Origin of the sequence: Taibaiella helva (genome assembly GCF_003545695.1) — a bacterium.
GTDB lineage: Bacteria > Bacteroidota > Bacteroidia > Chitinophagales > Chitinophagaceae > Taibaiella > Taibaiella helva.
Map to the genome: position 1 here is coordinate 149,705 of NZ_QUZZ01000006.1, position 15,546 is coordinate 165,250.

General features: G+C 51.5%; 18 protein-coding genes, 1 tRNA gene and 1 pseudogene. 9 read left to right on the forward strand and 11 right to left on the reverse strand.

From position 1 onward, the window contains the following. Window positions 1–6: 6 nt before the first annotated feature. The 3 genes and pseudogenes from DZC79_RS10975 to DZC79_RS10985 all read right to left on the reverse strand — a co-directional run. A pseudogene (locus DZC79_RS10975) lies at window positions 7–963 on the reverse strand (aldo/keto reductase); the annotation flags it as partial. Between the two features lie 5 nt (window positions 964–968). Then, complete coding sequence (locus DZC79_RS10980; RefSeq protein WP_118951633.1) at window positions 969–1,262, reverse strand: putative quinol monooxygenase; 294 nt, start codon at window positions 1,260–1,262, stop codon at window positions 969–971. A gap of 21 nt (window positions 1,263–1,283) precedes the next feature. Then, window positions 1,284–1,910, reverse strand: coding sequence for an NAD(P)H-dependent oxidoreductase (locus DZC79_RS10985; RefSeq protein WP_118951634.1), 627 nt, complete (start codon window positions 1,908–1,910; stop codon window positions 1,284–1,286). 97 nt (window positions 1,911–2,007) lie between these two features. On the opposite strand from DZC79_RS10985, the gene DZC79_RS10990 reads away from it, so the two are divergent. From DZC79_RS10990 to DZC79_RS11015, 6 genes are all read left to right on the forward strand, one after another. Continuing rightward, entirely contained in the window at window positions 2,008–2,937 is a 930-nt protein-coding gene (locus DZC79_RS10990) for a LysR family transcriptional regulator (protein ID WP_118951635.1), read from the forward strand. Window positions 2,938–3,256: 319 nt separating this feature from the next. Then, window positions 3,257–3,697 (forward strand): VOC family protein, encoded by a 441-nt coding sequence (locus DZC79_RS10995; protein WP_118951636.1) that lies wholly within the window; start codon window positions 3,257–3,259, stop codon window positions 3,695–3,697. A 220-nt stretch (window positions 3,698–3,917) separates the two neighbouring features. Continuing rightward, entirely contained in the window at window positions 3,918–4,301 is a 384-nt protein-coding gene (locus tag DZC79_RS11000; protein WP_157977069.1) for a hypothetical protein, read from the forward strand. A gap of 122 nt (window positions 4,302–4,423) precedes the next feature. Next, window positions 4,424–5,521, forward strand: a complete 1,098-nt coding sequence (locus tag DZC79_RS11005; protein WP_118951638.1) for an efflux RND transporter periplasmic adaptor subunit — start codon at window positions 4,424–4,426, stop codon at window positions 5,519–5,521. Between the two features lie 61 nt (window positions 5,522–5,582). Further along, the gene (locus DZC79_RS11010) at window positions 5,583–8,723 is read left to right on the forward strand and encodes an efflux RND transporter permease subunit (protein ID WP_118951639.1); all 3,141 of its coding nucleotides are present in this window, start codon (window positions 5,583–5,585) and stop codon (window positions 8,721–8,723) included. Next, a complete protein-coding gene (locus tag DZC79_RS11015; RefSeq protein ID WP_118951640.1) occupies window positions 8,720–10,171 on the forward strand; it encodes an efflux transporter outer membrane subunit in 1,452 nt (483 codons plus the stop codon). Before DZC79_RS11010 ends, DZC79_RS11015 begins: the two co-directional genes overlap by 4 nt. Before the next feature lie 136 nt (window positions 10,172–10,307). On the opposite strand, the gene DZC79_RS11020 is transcribed toward DZC79_RS11015, so the two are convergent. The 5 genes from DZC79_RS11020 to DZC79_RS21195 all read right to left on the reverse strand — a co-directional run bounded on the left by DZC79_RS11020 (window position 10,308) and on the right by DZC79_RS21195 (window position 12,423). Then, window positions 10,308–10,493, reverse strand: coding sequence for a class I lanthipeptide (locus DZC79_RS11020; RefSeq protein ID WP_157977070.1), 186 nt, complete (start codon window positions 10,491–10,493; stop codon window positions 10,308–10,310). Window positions 10,494–10,689: 196 nt separating this feature from the next. After that, complete coding sequence (locus DZC79_RS11025; protein ID WP_118951642.1) at window positions 10,690–11,145, reverse strand: hypothetical protein; 456 nt, start codon at window positions 11,143–11,145, stop codon at window positions 10,690–10,692. A gap of 308 nt (window positions 11,146–11,453) precedes the next feature. After that, window positions 11,454–11,711 carry a hypothetical protein gene (locus DZC79_RS11030; RefSeq protein ID WP_118951643.1) on the reverse strand — a complete coding sequence of 86 codons (258 nt, stop codon included), beginning with the start codon at window positions 11,709–11,711 and terminating at the stop codon, window positions 11,454–11,456. 55 nt (window positions 11,712–11,766) lie between these two features. Beyond that, window positions 11,767–11,997: a class I lanthipeptide gene (locus tag DZC79_RS11035; protein ID WP_118951644.1), complete on the reverse strand. Its 231-nt coding sequence runs from the start codon at window positions 11,995–11,997 to the stop codon at window positions 11,767–11,769. A 117-nt stretch (window positions 11,998–12,114) separates the two neighbouring features. Beyond that, a complete protein-coding gene (locus DZC79_RS21195; RefSeq protein WP_157977071.1) occupies window positions 12,115–12,423 on the reverse strand; it encodes a class I lanthipeptide in 309 nt (102 codons plus the stop codon). A 356-nt stretch (window positions 12,424–12,779) separates the two neighbouring features. Here DZC79_RS21195 and DZC79_RS11045 point away from each other — a divergent pair, with 356 nt between their 5' ends. The 3 genes from DZC79_RS11045 to DZC79_RS21200 all read left to right on the forward strand — a co-directional run bounded on the left by DZC79_RS11045 (window position 12,780) and on the right by DZC79_RS21200 (window position 14,143). Then, on the forward strand, window positions 12,780–13,220 hold the full coding sequence (locus DZC79_RS11045) for a PepSY-like domain-containing protein (protein ID WP_118951646.1): 441 nt from the start codon (window positions 12,780–12,782) through the stop codon (window positions 13,218–13,220). 61 nt (window positions 13,221–13,281) lie between these two features. Then, window positions 13,282–13,854, forward strand: coding sequence for a dihydrofolate reductase family protein (locus DZC79_RS11050; protein WP_118951647.1), 573 nt, complete (start codon window positions 13,282–13,284; stop codon window positions 13,852–13,854). Between the two features lie 121 nt (window positions 13,855–13,975). Next, window positions 13,976–14,143 carry a hypothetical protein gene (locus tag DZC79_RS21200; protein WP_157977072.1) on the forward strand — a complete coding sequence of 56 codons (168 nt, stop codon included), beginning with the start codon at window positions 13,976–13,978 and terminating at the stop codon, window positions 14,141–14,143. Window positions 14,144–14,273: 130 nt separating this feature from the next. Here DZC79_RS21200 and DZC79_RS11055 read toward each other — a convergent pair. From DZC79_RS11055 to DZC79_RS11065, 3 genes are all read right to left on the reverse strand, one after another. Continuing rightward, window positions 14,274–14,345 (reverse strand) — tRNA-Arg (locus DZC79_RS11055). 36 nt (window positions 14,346–14,381) lie between these two features. Continuing rightward, complete coding sequence (gldD, locus tag DZC79_RS11060) at window positions 14,382–14,975, reverse strand: gliding motility lipoprotein GldD (RefSeq protein ID WP_157977073.1); 594 nt, start codon at window positions 14,973–14,975, stop codon at window positions 14,382–14,384. Then, on the reverse strand, window positions 14,972–15,529 hold the full coding sequence (locus DZC79_RS11065; RefSeq protein WP_157977074.1) for a DUF4296 domain-containing protein: 558 nt from the start codon (window positions 15,527–15,529) through the stop codon (window positions 14,972–14,974). The genes gldD and DZC79_RS11065 overlap by 4 nt, the downstream gene beginning before the upstream one ends. Window positions 15,530–15,546 lie beyond the last annotated feature (17 nt).

The following is a 15,546-nucleotide window of genomic DNA, read 5'->3' on the forward strand; positions in this document are numbered from 1 at the left end:
GTCGATAATATTCCTGTCCTCCTCCGAAAGCTGAATGGCCATCGCCTGTGCATTAGCTGCGGCCTGTTCCGCATTACGGGCGCCGGCCAGCACTACCGTTATGCCCGGCTGCAGCGTGGTCCAGCGCAGCACCAGCTGGGCCAGGGTTGCCTTTTTGTTTTCCGCTACGGGACGTATAGTGTCCAGCAACGCCTGTACTTTTTCCCTGTCGAACTGCCCGAAGTAACCACTGCGGTGATCGCTCGCTTTCAGTCCCTCATCATTCAGGTACTTACCCGTCAGCAGCCCGCGTTCCATGGGGCTGTAGGCAATAATGCCCAATGCATTGCTCAGCGCATAAGGCACCAGCGTTTCTTCTATACCCCTGTTGAGCATACTGTAAGGCACCTGGTTGCTTGCGATTGCAAAAGTCCGGCGGGCCTCCTGCACCTGTGACAAGTCGTAATTGCTTACGCCCGCCGCTCTTATTTTACCTTGCTGCTACAGCAATGCCAGGGCTTCCATGGTCTCGTCTATGGGTGTGGTGGCATCGGGCCAATGCAATTGCAGCAGGTCGATATAGTCTGTACCCAGGCGTTTCAGGCTGGCTTCAACTTCCCTCATCAGGCTTTGCTTGCCGGCGTAGCGGTATACAGGCCTTTTCCGCCCCTGATCGTCAGCATCGAAAAAGAATTCGCCTTTACCTTCATTGCTACCGTCCCATACCAGGCCGAATTTTGTCAGCAGCTGTATGCCGCTGCGGTCGCGGCCTCTGATTGCCGCCCCGATCATTTCCTCGCTGAGCCCGAAGCCGTAGAAAGGCGCTGTGTCCAATGTGGTCATCCCATGATCGAGCGATGCTTGTACCGAGGCGATAGAATCTTTACGCTCGTTGCCGCCCCACATGTTGCCACCAATGGCAAAAGCGCCGTAGCTAATGGCAGAGAGCCGCAGGCCCGAATTACCCAATGTCCTGTATTCCATATCTTCTATTGTTGAATGATGGTTGTTTTATAAATAGCCGGCGCTTCCTGCAATTGTACGTCTGCGATCCTGGCGAAGGCTTGTATATAAGGCTGTGCATTGTGCCGGTCCAATGCTTCCGCGCTTTCCCATATCTCGTAAAAGGTGAACAGCTCCGGATCGTCGATGCCCCGATGCAGGTCGTATTGCAGGCAGGCAGCCTCCTGCCGCGAATGGCGTACCATATTTTCCAGCAGGGTCTTTACTTCTTCCCTGTATTCCGGCTTGCTCCGGATGATCGCTGTCAGATAGATCTTCATATTGTCGTCGTTTAAAAAATATTAAGCGCAAAGCTTTTCCCTGCTTTCTGCCGCTACGCCTGCAAAAACGGATTCCAGGTGCCTGCGGTAATGTGCCATATCACGCGGTACATCCGCATTCTTTTCCACATCATGAAAATGGAAGCTTTCCAGGGGTGTCATACCGGTAAAGGCATTCATGCGATGAAAGCCAAAAAGAGGACCTTCATCCACACTCTTCTCCAGGAAAAATTCGCCGGGCAAGGTAAAAGCGGTGGCCGGCGCATTCCAGCTGGTGGTCAGCATATACTGCCGGCCATGCAGCATGCCGCCGGTACCGTAATTGATCGCGGGATTATCCATGCTGCGGCCATCGCTGCGGTAGATCCCTTTCTGGTGCCCGGCGGTAAACACCTCGTCCAGGTATTGCTTAAAGCCATAAGGCAGCTGGAACCACCAGATAGGGGTATGATAGATAATAATGTCGGCCCAGACGAACTTCCGTACTTCTTCATCGGCATCATAACCCTCTCCGATTGTCGTGGTCTGGACTGCATAGCCACCGGCACGATGCAGAAAATCAGATGTAGCAGCGGCTACGGTGTTGTTGAACAGGCCGCCGGAATGCTCAAACCTTTGACCACCGTTAATGATGAGTATATTTTTCATTGCTTTTCATTTTTACAAGGCAAAATTAGGATGCCTTATCCTATCATAGAAACAATATAATTTATACCTTTGCATCAGAAAAATAATAGCAATAATTATGGTAAACCTGGAATGGTACCGCACCTTTAAAGCGATCTATAAGACGGGAACCCTTACCGGCGCTGCAGAAGCGCTGTTCATTTCGCAGCCCGGCGTGAGCCTGCATCTCAGCTCCCTGGAAAGCTATGTGGGCTACAAGCTGTTTGACCGTACAGGCAGGAAAATGGTGCCGACGGAGCGGGGCAAAATACTGTACAATGTGATTGCCGACGGCCTGGCCAGGCTGGAAGAGGCCGAGATGAATTTCCAGCGCTGCACCGAGCGGGATACGCCGACACTAAGCGTAGGCATGTGCTTCGAGACTTTCCAGATCACGTTGGAGCAATACATCTCTTCCCTGCCTTTCAATGTCATCATCAGCTTCGGCGAATATCCCGAAATGCTGGACCAGCTGGATAAAGGCATACTCGATCTTATCATTACCCCGCAAAAGGGCTCCTCCCCTTCGATAGTGCACGAAGCCTTCTCTTCCGAAACGATCGTGCTGGTAGGTGGTAACCAGACCGACGAGCAAGCCTTCAGGCAAATCATAAAGAAGAAGGATATAGTGGCAGCTGAGTTGTGGCTCAAAAGCCAGAAGTGGTACGGCACTACCGGCGATATGGAGCACCTGCTGCGCTTCTGGAAGCTCAACTTCGGCCACCAGCCCGATTTCCGGCCTAACTATATTGTGCCCAATCTCAATTCGATCGTCCGGTGTCTGGCCGGCGGACAGGGCCTGGCAGTAATACCCGATTTTCTTTGCCGTAAAGAAGTGAAGAGCGGGCAGATCAAGCTGGTATGGGAAGGCCATCCGAAGCTGGTCAACACGCTTTATTTCGGCTGCCGAAAAAACACCAGCTATCCCAAAGAGGTCGCGCTCATCAAGAGCCTGTTCAGGAAGGTAATGGTCAGCCTGCCCAATAAGCAGAAGGCAATGGCCGGCTAAGCAGGTGTGAAGCCGCCCCATGAGGAGCTCTGCGCCGGCAAGGGCAGAGCATAAAAAAAGCTGCCCAGGATTGAGCAACTGTTTTAACCAAATAACCAATAACCGAACAGGCAAAGAAGCCAATTCAATCCATCTGTACAAAGATCCAGATGCTCCTGCACATTCGGCGTTAAGTAGTGTTAATTACTGCAAATAGCTCCAGACATTTTCATGTGGTCCGAGCCCTATTCTTTAAAATACGGTAACAAACCTGCCCATGATCATGTTTAAAAAAGGCATATATTTGAATGCTATAATTAACCTCTAGCAATTTACAATCATGGCAAAAGTATCCATCTACCTCAACTTCATGGGTAACACCGAAGAGGCGTTCAACGCCTACAAAGAAGTATTCCAAACCGATTTCGCCGTTCCGTTGATGCGCATGGGCGATGTTCCTGCACCCGAGGGTGCACCGCAAATGTCTGATTCGGACAAAGGCAAGGTAATGCACGTATCGCTGCCGATACTCGGCGGCACTCTGCTTATGGGCACCGACATGCTGGAAAGCATGGGCCACAAGCTGATCGAAGGCAATAACGTTACCATCAGCCTGGAGCCCGATACCAAGGAAGAGGCCGACAGGCTGTACAACGCGCTGTCCCAGGGTGGCAAAGATTGCATCGCTCCGCACGACGAATTCTGGGGCTATTGGGGCACCTGCCAGGACCGCTTCGGCATTCGCTGGATGTTCAACGTTTCCGCCGGTATGCCACAATAAGTATCCATAACAGCCGGAATGACGGCTATAGCAAAAGCCTCATGATAGCAAACATTATATCATGAGGCTTTTTGATGTAACGTCCGCTGAAAGCTGCGTTGAGCCCTCTTCTGCAATGATATTTCCTGCAGGCCAAATTTTAAAAAAGCGTTATTGTTGCACTATTGACAGGTCGCTTAAGCTTCTTGTCCTATTTTTGCAGCGATCCCGGATGCTTAGCGTGAAACAATCTTTAAGAACCATATCGCTCTATCTCTTTTCTCTTATTGCGTTGCTTTACGGCTCGACGCAAGCGGTGGACGCGGGTTGGTCGGCTGGTTCCTTTCTTCACGCTCCGGCTTCTGTATATGAAGATAACAGTGAGCTCAATTCGCTGTCCAGGCATGTAAGCACACCGGGGGAGCACAAACGGCTGAAGGCTGCCTGTATTTACCAGCGTTATTACGAGCGGCTGCAGGCTTTATTTACTTCACCCGCTCCCGGGCATACCGACGTTACCCGGACCATCGCCTTTACCGAAACCCATACACAGCAGAATGCGGTTTACAGCAGCCGTTGTCTTTCCACCTGCTACGATTATATTTTCCGGCTTTCTCTTTTCTGATCTGCAAGCAGCATTATTGATCTCTTCCCTTCCGGCAACAGCATGCACAACCTGCGTGACTGAACGGCGTGGCATTTTTCAACTTTCCGGCACCGTTCCCGGATCACCCCATATTGCTTGCTATGAAAGACCGTTATGCGTTCTTGATCCCACTTCTTTTTATATACGCCTGCTCGAGCAGCAGCGCATCAAAGCAGGCCGGCAACCCTTTAAAGGCCTACCCGGTAAGCCAGGTCCTGCAAAAGGACACTTCATTCCATGTACAATACGTAGCCGATATACAAGCCAGGAAAAACATCGAGATACTGGCCCGAGTGTCCGGCATACTGGAGCATATCTATGTCGATGAAGGCGATGCTGTACGCAAAGGGCAGCTGCTGTTCACAATCAATGACGACGAGCTGCAGATCGCGCTGAGCAAAACCAATGCCGCATTGAATAATGCTAAAGCAGACGCCCGGGTGGCCGAGGTGGAGCTGCAGCGCGTGCAGCGCCTGGTCGATAAAAAGATCGTCGCCAAAAGCGAGCTGGAGCTTGCCGAAGCCCGATTGAATGCCTTCCGGGCAAAGATCGAAGAGGCCCGTTCGGAAAAGGAAGCGGTGCAAAAAAGGATCTCCTATACACGCATCACCTCCCCCTTCGACGGCGTGATCGACCGCCTGCCGCTGAAGGAAGGCAGCTACTTATCCGAGCATTCCTCGCTCACCACCATTTCCGATATACGCTCGGTGCTCGCCTATTTCAATGTTTCCGAAAATGAATACCTGCGGCTGGCCCGCGAGAACAAAGAGGGGCTGCCCCATGCCGAAGTTCGGTTGCTGCTGGCCGATGGCTCCCTCTATCCCATCAAAGGAAAGATAGAAGCCAACGGCAGCGAAATAGACGACAATACCGGCTCCATCGCCTTCAGAGCCGATTTTCCCAACCCGGACAAGGTGCTGAAGCATGGCGCTTCCGGCACCGTGCTGATCAGCAGCCCTGCGGCTTCGGTGCTGATGGTACCGCAGCAATCTGTGCTGGAGATACAGGACAAGAACTATGTCTATGTGCTCGACAAGGAGAATAAGGTAAGGATGAAGAGCTTTCAGCCTGCGGGCCGTATCGGCGATTACTATATCATAGAAAGCGGCCTTTCGCCCCAGGACAAGATCGTGCTTGAAGGTATCCAGACGATCAGCAACGGAGAACAGATCCGCCCGGTAGCCGCATCCCACAGCTGAACAGGTACGCATTCTAATGTCAACCCGCGCAGGCGCCGCCTGTGCAGCATCTCTTTTTTCTATGACTTCAGTATTTATCCGGCGACCGGTGCTGTCGCTGGTGATCTCGCTCATCATAACACTGATCGGCGTCATGGCGCTGACGCAGCTCCCTGTAACCCAATTTCCCGACATCGTGCCGCCTTCGGTAATGGTGACTGCAAAATATACCGGGGCCAATGCCGATGTATCGGCCAGGGCGGTGGCGATGCCCATCGAAAGGGCCATTAATGGTGTACCGGGCATGACCTATATGTCGACCGTAACCAGCAACGACGGGATCACGATGATCCAGGTCTTCTTTAAGGTGGGTACCGATCCCGACCAGGCGGCTGTAAATGTACAGAACCGGGTAACCACCGTGCTCGACGAGCTGCCTGAAGAAGTGATCAAGGCCGGCGTTACTACGGAGAAGGAGGTCAACAGCATGCTGATGTACCTGAACATTACCAGCACCGATTCCGCGGCTGACGAGCAATTTATTTTCAACTTTACCGATATCAACATACTCCAGGAGCTGAAGCGCATCGAGGGCGTGGGTCGCGCCGAGATCATGGGACAGCAGGAATATGCCATGCGCATATGGCTGAAACCCGAACGCATGCTGGCCTACAATATTGCTACCGATGAAGTGATACAGGCTTTAAGAGCGCAGAACGTGGAAGCCGCTCCCGGCAAGACCGGCGAAAGCTCGGGCAAAACGCCGCAGGTCCTTCAGTACGTGCTGCGCTATACAGGCAAGCTCTTCGAGCCGCAGCAATATGAGCAGATGGTGTTGCGGGCCGATAAGGACGGCGCGTTGCTGCGTCTGAAAGATATTGCCACGGTGGAATTCGGCTCCATGAGCTACAGCATGGTCTCCAAGACCGACGGAAGGCCTTCCGCATCTATCATGATCAAGCAGCGGCCCGGCTCCAACGCCCGCGATGTGATCCATAACATCAAGACGCGCATGGCGGAGCTGAAAACATCTTCTTTCCCGCCGGGCATGGAATACAATATGGCCTATGATGTATCGCGCTTTCTCGACGCTTCCATCAGCGAAGTCGTACGTACGCTCATTGAGGCCTTCCTGCTCGTCGCGCTGGTTGTCTTTATTTTCCTGCAGGACTTCCGCTCGACACTCATCCCCGTGCTGGCCGTTCCTGTAGCGCTTATCGGCACCCTTGGCTTTATGCTGGCCATGGGCTTCTCGATCAATCTGCTCACCCTCTTCGCCCTGGTGCTGGCCATCGGTATCGTGGTGGACAATGCGATCGTAGTCGTGGAAGCCATACACCTGAAGATCACGACGCAGCACCTGTCGCCTATGGAGGCCACGCTGGAGGCGATGAAAGAGATCAGCGGGGCCATTGTCGCCATCACGCTGGTCATGTCGGCCGTATTCATACCCGTAGCTTTTCTCAGCGGCCCGGTAGGGATCTTCTACCGGCAGTTCTCGCTTACGCTGGCCATTGCCATTTTTATTTCCGGCATCAATGCGCTGACCCTTACACCGGCGCTCTGCGCGCTAATGCTGAAGCATACACAGCCCAGTGGTAAAGGTTTGCTCAACCGCTTTTTCCAGGGCTTCAACCGGGGCTTCGATGCCACTAACGGTGGCTATCAAAAATTGCTGGGGAAGATCGCCGGCAGGCGTGGCCTGACCATAGGCCTCCTTACCTTATTCTTTGCGCTGACCTGGGGCGCGGCAGCCATATTGCCAGGAGGCTTTATTCCTACAGAAGACCAGGGTATGATCTATGTCAATGTCACTACCCCTCCCGGTGCTACCATGGAACGTACGGAGACAGCGCTGGACCAGATCACCCGCAGCGTACAAAAAATAGAAGGCGTAGAGAATACCACTTCGCTGGCAGGCTACAGCCTCGTCAATGAAATTGCCGGAGCCTCCTATGGCATGGCCATGATCAACCTTAAGCCATGGGAAGAAAGAAAGCAGGATGTCAATGCCACGATAAAGGCCATCGAAGCGGAGGTACAGCATATTAAAGACGCCAGGATAGAGGTCTTCGCGCCGCCCACTGTTCCGGGATTCGGCAATACCGGCGGCTTCGAGCTGCGCCTGCTGGATAAGACCGGGCGGGGCGATGTGCGGCAGACTGCCGAGGTGACGCAAAAATTTATCGACGCGATCAATAAGGCACCGGAGGTCAGCAATGCTTTCACCAGCTTCGACGCTTCCTTTCCGCAATACCTGATTCATATCAATCCCGATATGGCCGCAAAAAAAGGAGTTACGGCCGACAACGCGATGAATACGCTGCAAACCTTGCTGGGCAGCTATTATGCCACCAATTTTATCCGCTTCAACCAGATGTACAAAGTGATGGTGCAGGCAGCCCCCGAATACCGCACCGCACCGGAAGATGTGCTGAAGCTTTATGTGAAGAATGCTCATGGCGAGATGGTCCCCTTCTCCACCTTCGTCACCCTTGAACGCATCTATGGCGCCGAACAGCTGACCCGCTACAACATGTATCTCTCGGCAATGATCAACGGTAATGCTGCAGAAGGCTACAGCAGCGGCGATGCTATCGCGGCCGTACAAAGGGTTGCAGCAGAAGTGCTGCCCAGGGGCTACAGCTACGAGTGGAGCGGCATGACCCGCGAAGAAATCCTTTCAGGCAACCAGACGGTAGTAATCTTTCTTGTCTGCCTCGTATTCGTATACCTGCTGCTGGCCGCGCAATACGAAAGCTTCCTCCTGCCGCTCCCGGTGATCCTGAGCTTGCCTGCAGGTATCTTCGGAGCCTTCCTCTCCCTGAAGCTGGCCGGCCTTGAAAACAATATCTATGCCCAGGTGGCCCTGGTGATGCTGATCGGCTTGCTGGGTAAGAACGCGATCCTGATCGTTGAATTCGCTATCCAGCGCCGCCGCGAGGGCGCCGGTGTGCTGCAAGCTGCGATAGAAGGCGCCACCCAGCGGCTACGCCCCATCCTGATGACCTCCTTCGCCTTTATTGCCGGCCTGGTGCCGCTGTGCGTGGCTTCCGGCGCAGGCGCCATGGGTAACCGCTCCATAGGCACAGCAGCAGCCGGGGGCATGCTGATCGGCACCATATTCGGCGTGCTCATCATCCCCGGCCTTTATGTGTTGTTTGCCTCCTTTGCCGAAAAGAAAAGAACAACAAAAGTTCCTGAAAAAATAATTCAGTCATGAACCAGATAATGAACATTCTGAAAATAGCTACCCTTACCGTATGCTGCACGCTTACATTCTCCTGCGTCGTGCCCAAACGAGCGGCCCTGCCGGAGCTGAAGCCGTTGCCTGATCATTTCGCATATGACAGCAGCCGCGTACAGGCGCCATTGCTCTCCCGCGATTCTTTCTTCAAAGACCCGCACCTGAAGCAATTGCTGAATAATGTGCTGGATCATAACCCTGACATGCATATTGCATTGCAACGGATAGCAACGGCCGGCGCCTGGCTAATGAGCAGCAGGGGCGCGCTGCTTCCGGCCATAAGCCTGGGCGCCAATGCCAGCGCCACCCATTTTGGAAAGTACACGATGGAAGGGGTCGGCAACTTTGACACTAACCTCTCACCGAATATCGACGATGATCAAAAGATAGGTACCAGCCCCACACCCGATTTCTGGCTGGGGATCAATGCCAGCTGGGAGGCCGATCTATGGGGTAAGCTGCGGGCGCAGAAAGAAGGCGCCCGGCGCCGCTTCCTGGCCTCGGTACAGGGCGCCGATATGGTACGGTCCATGCTGGTAGCGCAAACGGCCACCTTGTATTATGAGCTGGTGATGCTGGACCGGGAACAAGCCGTGCTGGAAGAGAACCTCGGCCTCCAGGAACGAGCTTTGGAAATTGTGACCGTGCAGAAGGAGGCCGGAAGAGCCACGGAGCTGGCGGTTCAGCAGTTCAAAGCGCAGGGCTACAGTACGAAAGCAGCGCTACGGGCTATTAAGCAGCGTATAGCCGAAGCCACCAACGAGCTCAATGCGCTGGCCGGCCGCTACGACGGCAGTATTACCAGGGACGCCTTGCAGCCGCTGGATCAGCTTTTCCATCCGCAGCCGGGCAGTGGCGTACCGGCAGGCCTGCTGCGGCAACGGCCGGATATCAGGCAGGCGGAATCGCAGCTGCTGGCCGCTCATGCCGACCTCGCCGCTGCCCGTGCTGCCTTTTTCCCTTCAGTCAATATCTCGGCGTATACTGCGCTCAATGCCTTCAAAGGCAGCCTGCTGCTCTCCGGCGCCTCCCTGGGTTATCAATTGCTGGGCGGCCTTACAGCACCGGTGTTTCAGAAAAATCAGCTGCGTGCACAGCATAGGCTCGCGACGGCGCAGCAGCAGGAAAGCTACTATCAATACGAGCGTAGCGTGCTGAATGCTTACAAAGAGGTGATCAACCAGATGAGCGGGATCAGGAACCTGGCGCAAACAGATTCCCTGAAGCAGCTGGAAGTGGATGCCCTCAGCAATGGCATCGGCATTTCCGAGGAGCTCTATCTTACCGGCTATGCTTCTTACATCGAGATCGTGGCCGCCCAGAAAAGCAAGATGGAAGCGGAGCTTCAGCTGATCGGCGTAAAGCGCGACGAGATCTATGCTTTCATCAACCTGTATAAATCGCTGGGCGGCGGCTGGCGGTAATGATAGCGGCTATGAGCGCACGCTTCCTGCCTATAGGTATAACTGCCCGTACCGCATTTAAAGCCTGCGGCAACCTTAGGCTGTCGCAGGCCAATAAAAAGAGAAACGGCATTAAAGCCTGTTGATAATTCGGGTATCAGCCGACGCCGCAGGTGGGTAATGTTTGCGGTGCGCAGCAGATACAATTAGGATTGGGATCGGTAACCACCGTATTGGCGATTGTCGCTCCGCCTAAAACTTTGTGGCGATTCCCCTGCAATTCAGAGATCACTTCCTTGCTCATGCCGAGCTTTTTGTTCAGCGCAACTTTTTTCTTTTTCATAAAAAGCATTTGATGTTTGGTGAAAGACAAAGTTCGCACTGAGCAGTGAAAAAAATTTTCAGTGCATTCGCGTATAATCCAGGTTACAGGATGATTAATAAACTAGCTGTTAACATTAATAATTTAGTTAGCAGCACTAACCATAGTTGCCACTAAACCCTGAAACCCGCACCGGCTGCACCTTGCAGGCCTCGCTTTAAGATTGTATGCTGAGTGCCGCACAACAGGCCCTGATCTGCGTACGGGTTGCCGAATACAGGTTGGAGATCGCCGCATTGCCGCCGTACACGACCTGGCTTTTGTGCTTCTTTTTCCAGGTCGCAGCGATGTGTCCGGTCAGCGAGCTGAAGCAGCACATAAACAATATCTTCTGTGCCTCCTGCGCGTCTGCTTGCTCCAGCTTGCTGATCACATTGGAAACGGTTACCGACAAAGAGGGATCGTTAGAGTACAATTTTGACGGCACGTCTTTGGCGCCATGGGCAAAGACGATAATATAATCCTCATCGCTTACGGTGAAATCCGTATCCACATAAACGACTGAAATACCGTCTTTGATTTCAGCCCCGATGTTCTCCCCGATCTTTTTGTTGGTCAGCCCCGCGAATTCCTGCTCAAACTGATCTGCTTGCGGGGGCAGATCTTTGTGCATGTCCAATTGGTTTTGTGGGAATGGGATTAAGATGAATAGTGTTGCCATAAAAAAAGTTTTTAGTGTCTGAAGAATGGTTTTCAAAAAGCCCCTAAAGCTTGCAGTGTCAAAACGCTGTATTGCCGGCCTTTCGGTTGTAAAGTTGATTATTGTGCCTCAATTTTACGCACGTGTTTTTACGAGAAAAAATTACCCCGTTAAAATACCCATAGGAACGGCAATAGTACCTTCAGGCTTTTCCGGATACCCGCAGCAAAAAGCCACTCCGGTATGGAGTGGCTTCGCCAAACAGCATTCAGCCCGGTTGCTTAGCGGCAAACCATACCGACCGATGGTGCGGTACAATTGACGATACAGGTTTCCGCTGTACAATTCCGCAAGGTCACGGTACAGTTGGGCGCTTCTGTCGGCTGGCAATCACAGGGGCTGCTGGGACAAGTATTGGTCAGGCAGCAGGCGGTATCGGCAAAGGTGGCCCCGCCGACAATCCTGGCCTGCTGGCTTAAGGAAGCTATCGTTCCTTTTTTCAGTATGAGCTTTTTCAGCTCCAGGCTTTTCTTTTTCATAGTACAAAGTGCTTAATGATTAAAAAAATCTACCCGTACGGGATTCATTGACCTGTCACAAGCAAATGCCGCAGGGCTCTACCGAAATGGGGCAATGAGATTGCTGCGGTGCGGAACCTTGGCATGGCGGACAGTTGCTGAGCTGGATAGAATAAACACACTGCTGACAATTGGTTTCGCCCAGTGTGCCTCCACCGGCCGCCTGCGCCATCTCTTTCGTGTTCAGCGCAAGGATCACCTGCTTTTCGAAAGACAGCTTGCGCAAATTTATTTGCTTCTTTTTCATCGGATCATTGTTTAATCGTTATAAGAAAACACAAACCACGCATTACTTTTATGTTCAGCTGCAATGTTTCGAGACGAAAGCGCACAGGAAGGTGCAACGCTCTCAAACCGCACAGGCCTATCCGCAAGCGACAGTATTGGCTGCACAACATTCGGGTACGCTTACAGAGGTTCCCTGGCAATTGGTCGCTGCAACTGTTACGGGGCAGATCCTGTCGGAAGGACAACCGATCACAGTAGGGCAAGCCATGGTATTGGGGCAGGGATTGCCGCCAACTGTGGGACAGGTGCAGGTCAGACCGCAGGTCACATCTCCCTGGGTAGCGCCTCCGCCGGCGATCCCCGCTTGTTGCCCTGTCGCCAAAGCCGAAATAACATCCTTGCTCAGCTGAAGCTTTCTTTCGAGATTCAATCTTTTCTTTTTCATAGATGCTTGTTTGATGATGGAAAAATAAAATGCAATTGTATATCAGGATACGATCGCAAACGAAGGAAAGAATTTAACGGGAAAGTGAAAAGATACAATATACAGTCCTGTCGTTTCCTTTCATGATCGGTACTTTTGGCAGCATAACTATGAAAGGAAGATACAGTCATGCCTGCTCAACAGGGGGACATACGCTCCTGCCTGCAACAATGATAAGGTTTCGCCCACGATCGCCAACAAATATTGGCTGAACGTTTACAAAAAAAATAAACTATAAGCTACCCGATTCTGTTAATCGGATAAGCGATCCCTGGTAATTCTTTTACCTGTTATTATCTGATTTTAAATTTAACGCTATGAAAAGTCTGTTGGCCACAATGCTATTCTTCCTTACTTTATCTCTTGTCTCTGCACAGGACCTGCCGCCCAAAGATATTCCGCAGCAAGTGCTGGATGCTTTCCGGTCCAAACACAAAGAAGCGACAGCTGTGGATTGGGAAAAGAAAGGAGCAAGCTTCGAAGTGGAATATAAAGAGGGTGCGCAGGACCACAAAATCCTGTATAATAAAGACGGCGTTGAACGCTATCATAAAGAAGATATGGCTACAGCCGATCTCCCCGCTGATATTTCCGGGAGCCTGAATGCAAAATATCCTAATTACTCGGCAACAGAAGCTGAGAAGCTGAGCGAGAAAGGGAAAGTGACCTATTCGGTAGACATAAAAACGGTCTCCGGCGAAAAAAGAGAAGTTCATTTAACCGAAAAAGGGAAGATCGTCCTGGACCGCCTGGACTAAGACCACCCAATACTTATAAGCCTCAGGCGCCTGTCATTTCTTAATCCTATGCAGCGCGGAAATGAGAAAGGTTATTCTAAATCTCGCTATAACGTTCGACGGCTTCATCGAGGGGCCTAACGGAGAATTGGATTGGCTGGTAAAAGACAGCACCGTTGATTTCGGTGATATTTTAACCGATATACTGGCCGATAAAGACATTATCTTTTACGGACGGGTAGCCTATGAAAAGTGGGGAAACACACAGCCCGGAAAAGAGGCAAGTGAAAAGCTTAAGAACGCGTATCGGCAAATGAATAGCAAAACCAAATACGTTTTTTCTAAAACGGTAAGCGATGATGGTACTGATGCCATATTTATCAATACAGGAATAAAGCAGGAGGTACAAAAAATCAAGCAGCAGCCGGGAAAGCATATCTGGCTTTACGGAGGAGCAAAAATTGCCACCACCTTTTTTAATCTGGGTCTGATAGATGAATTAAGACTGGCGGTACATCCGGTAATATTGGGAAAAGGCAAACCGCTGTTCCGGAATATTGAGGATCGACACAAGCTCGACCTGCTGGAAATGGAAAAATATCCGTCCGGCGTCACCTTAGTCAGGTATCGTGTCAGGGATTCGATCCGCAAATAGCGTATTGAACGTTCCGGGAATAAAAACAGCGCCTCGTATGAGACGCTGTTTCAGAGTAGCCTAAGGAATAGTTGGTTCGTTTTCAGGGATACTTTTTATTATATTTACGAAAAATAGATCTATGAAACGAAGAATAACTCTAAAACTGAATCTCAAAAAAGAAAGCCTTCATATTCTATCAGCCAATGATATCAATCAAATTAAAGCTGGTGAAGAAGTCGCTGATACACCGAGTGTGACCAAGCCCCGTACATATATCTGTGCTACTCCTGTAACGCACCACAATTGAAAACCGAAAAAGTGGAAACCGAAAAATTATACTCACCCAAAGTAGCCATGGGCAGATAACTACTTTTGTTGCATCAATAGCAGCCTTTGCTGAAGCAATAAAAAAAGCACACTATATAGTGTGCTTTGAGTAGCCCCGACAAGAATCGAACTTGTATCTAAAGTTTAGGAAACTTCTATTCTATCCATTGAACTACAGGGCCATAACGGACAGGGCGCAAAGGTAAGCAATTCCCCGATTATTTGAACTGTATGGTCTGAATTAAATGATCCATATCTTTTTTCAGAAAATCGGCGGCCGGCTTCAGCGAATCGGCATTGGGGGACACATTGAAGTACAAAGCCCCCCTGATAAAATGACGTTGCTCGTCGGTAACATAAAACTGGTAGGCCGAAGCGGCATCCCCACCTACATTGTACGCGACACCCGACAAGCCGTTGCGCGTTCTGAACCGTGGGGTATTGATATAATCGGCCCGGATATCGTGGGCATACGACAGCTTATAAGATTCCTCAACCAGTTTGGCCAGCGGCTCCGCTGTAGTTACCGGCTTATAGCTCAGATAGATTGTCGCATTCATCTCCGGGAATTCAATATTGATCCAGTAAGGGGCATGCTCTTCCTTGTTGAGATTGGCATCCTGACCGATATGTCCATATACAGGATATTCCAGCCGGAAAGGGAAACCGGCGCTGTCAAAAGTCCGGTACGCGTGCTCGGGCAGCTCTATACGGTAATATCCTCTCGGCTTGGGCACCGGCACAGAAGGCCTACAGGCCGACATAGTCAGCAGCAGCATAGCAATACCTAATCCTGCTTTCAGTTTGGTCATGGTTCTTCCTTGATTTTGGATTGTTCCTTTTTTTCCTTTTCCTGCTTTCTCCGCTCTTCGTTCTTAAGCTGTAACAATGAATCGGGCAGCTTAGACAACAACTGGTTTTTATTGCCCTGGGTAAGGGTATCGCCTGTATGCCCGCCCGCTCCTGCGGAGGGCGGCGGTCCCTGCGCGGGCAGCGTTTCGATATCCTTCAGCCCCGCGCGGCTCTTGATCTCCATCAGCTGGGTCAATACTTTCGCATACAGCGAATCCATCATTACCGGTCTTTTCTTGTACCAGGCGATCGCTTCGTTGAAGTCTTCAAAACTCAGGTCGTAATGTTTCAGGATGGAGCTGTAGAAGCCGGCCAGGCTGTCGTAGTTCTTATCGAACCTGTTGCGGGTGCTGTCGCCCAGTCCCTGGCTGTACGCCTCGGCCAGGTGTATATCCGCAAGCACCTGCTTCATCTTATCTTCGGGCACCGGCGGCCGCTCCTTTCCCTGCCGGCAGGCAGGCAGCAAGGCGGCAAACAACAAACACAATAAGAAGAAGGCACTACGGTAATTCAACAGGAACAGGTTTGAAC

Coding starts and splice junctions, on each gene's coding strand:
- DZC79_RS10980 (WP_118951633.1), bottom strand. CDS start 1,262: ATGAAGATCTATCTGACAGCGATCATCCGGAGCAAGCCGGAATACAGG.
- DZC79_RS10985 (WP_118951634.1), bottom strand. CDS start 1,910: ATGAAAAATATACTCATCATTAACGGTGGTCAAAGGTTTGAGCATTCC.
- DZC79_RS10990 (WP_118951635.1), top strand. CDS start 2,008: ATGGTAAACCTGGAATGGTACCGCACCTTTAAAGCGATCTATAAGACG.
- DZC79_RS10995 (WP_118951636.1), top strand. CDS start 3,257: ATGGCAAAAGTATCCATCTACCTCAACTTCATGGGTAACACCGAAGAG.
- DZC79_RS11005 (WP_118951638.1), top strand. CDS start 4,424: ATGAAAGACCGTTATGCGTTCTTGATCCCACTTCTTTTTATATACGCC.
- DZC79_RS11010 (WP_118951639.1), top strand. CDS start 5,583: ATGACTTCAGTATTTATCCGGCGACCGGTGCTGTCGCTGGTGATCTCG.
- DZC79_RS11015 (WP_118951640.1), top strand. CDS start 8,720: ATGAACCAGATAATGAACATTCTGAAAATAGCTACCCTTACCGTATGC.
- DZC79_RS11020 (WP_157977070.1), bottom strand. CDS start 10,493: ATGAAAAAGAAAAAAGTTGCGCTGAACAAAAAGCTCGGCATGAGCAAG.
- DZC79_RS11025 (WP_118951642.1), bottom strand. CDS start 11,145: ATGCACAAAGATCTGCCCCCGCAAGCAGATCAGTTTGAGCAGGAATTC.
- DZC79_RS11030 (WP_118951643.1), bottom strand. CDS start 11,711: ATGAAAAAGAAAAGCCTGGAGCTGAAAAAGCTCATACTGAAAAAAGGA.
- DZC79_RS11035 (WP_118951644.1), bottom strand. CDS start 11,997: ATGAAAAAGAAGCAAATAAATTTGCGCAAGCTGTCTTTCGAAAAGCAG.
- DZC79_RS21195 (WP_157977071.1), bottom strand. CDS start 12,423: ATGAAAAAGAAAAGATTGAATCTCGAAAGAAAGCTTCAGCTGAGCAAG.
- DZC79_RS11045 (WP_118951646.1), top strand. CDS start 12,780: ATGAAAAGTCTGTTGGCCACAATGCTATTCTTCCTTACTTTATCTCTT.
- DZC79_RS11050 (WP_118951647.1), top strand. CDS start 13,282: ATGAGAAAGGTTATTCTAAATCTCGCTATAACGTTCGACGGCTTCATC.
- DZC79_RS21200 (WP_157977072.1), top strand. CDS start 13,976: ATGAAACGAAGAATAACTCTAAAACTGAATCTCAAAAAAGAAAGCCTT.
- gldD (WP_157977073.1), bottom strand. CDS start 14,975: ATGACCAAACTGAAAGCAGGATTAGGTATTGCTATGCTGCTGCTGACT.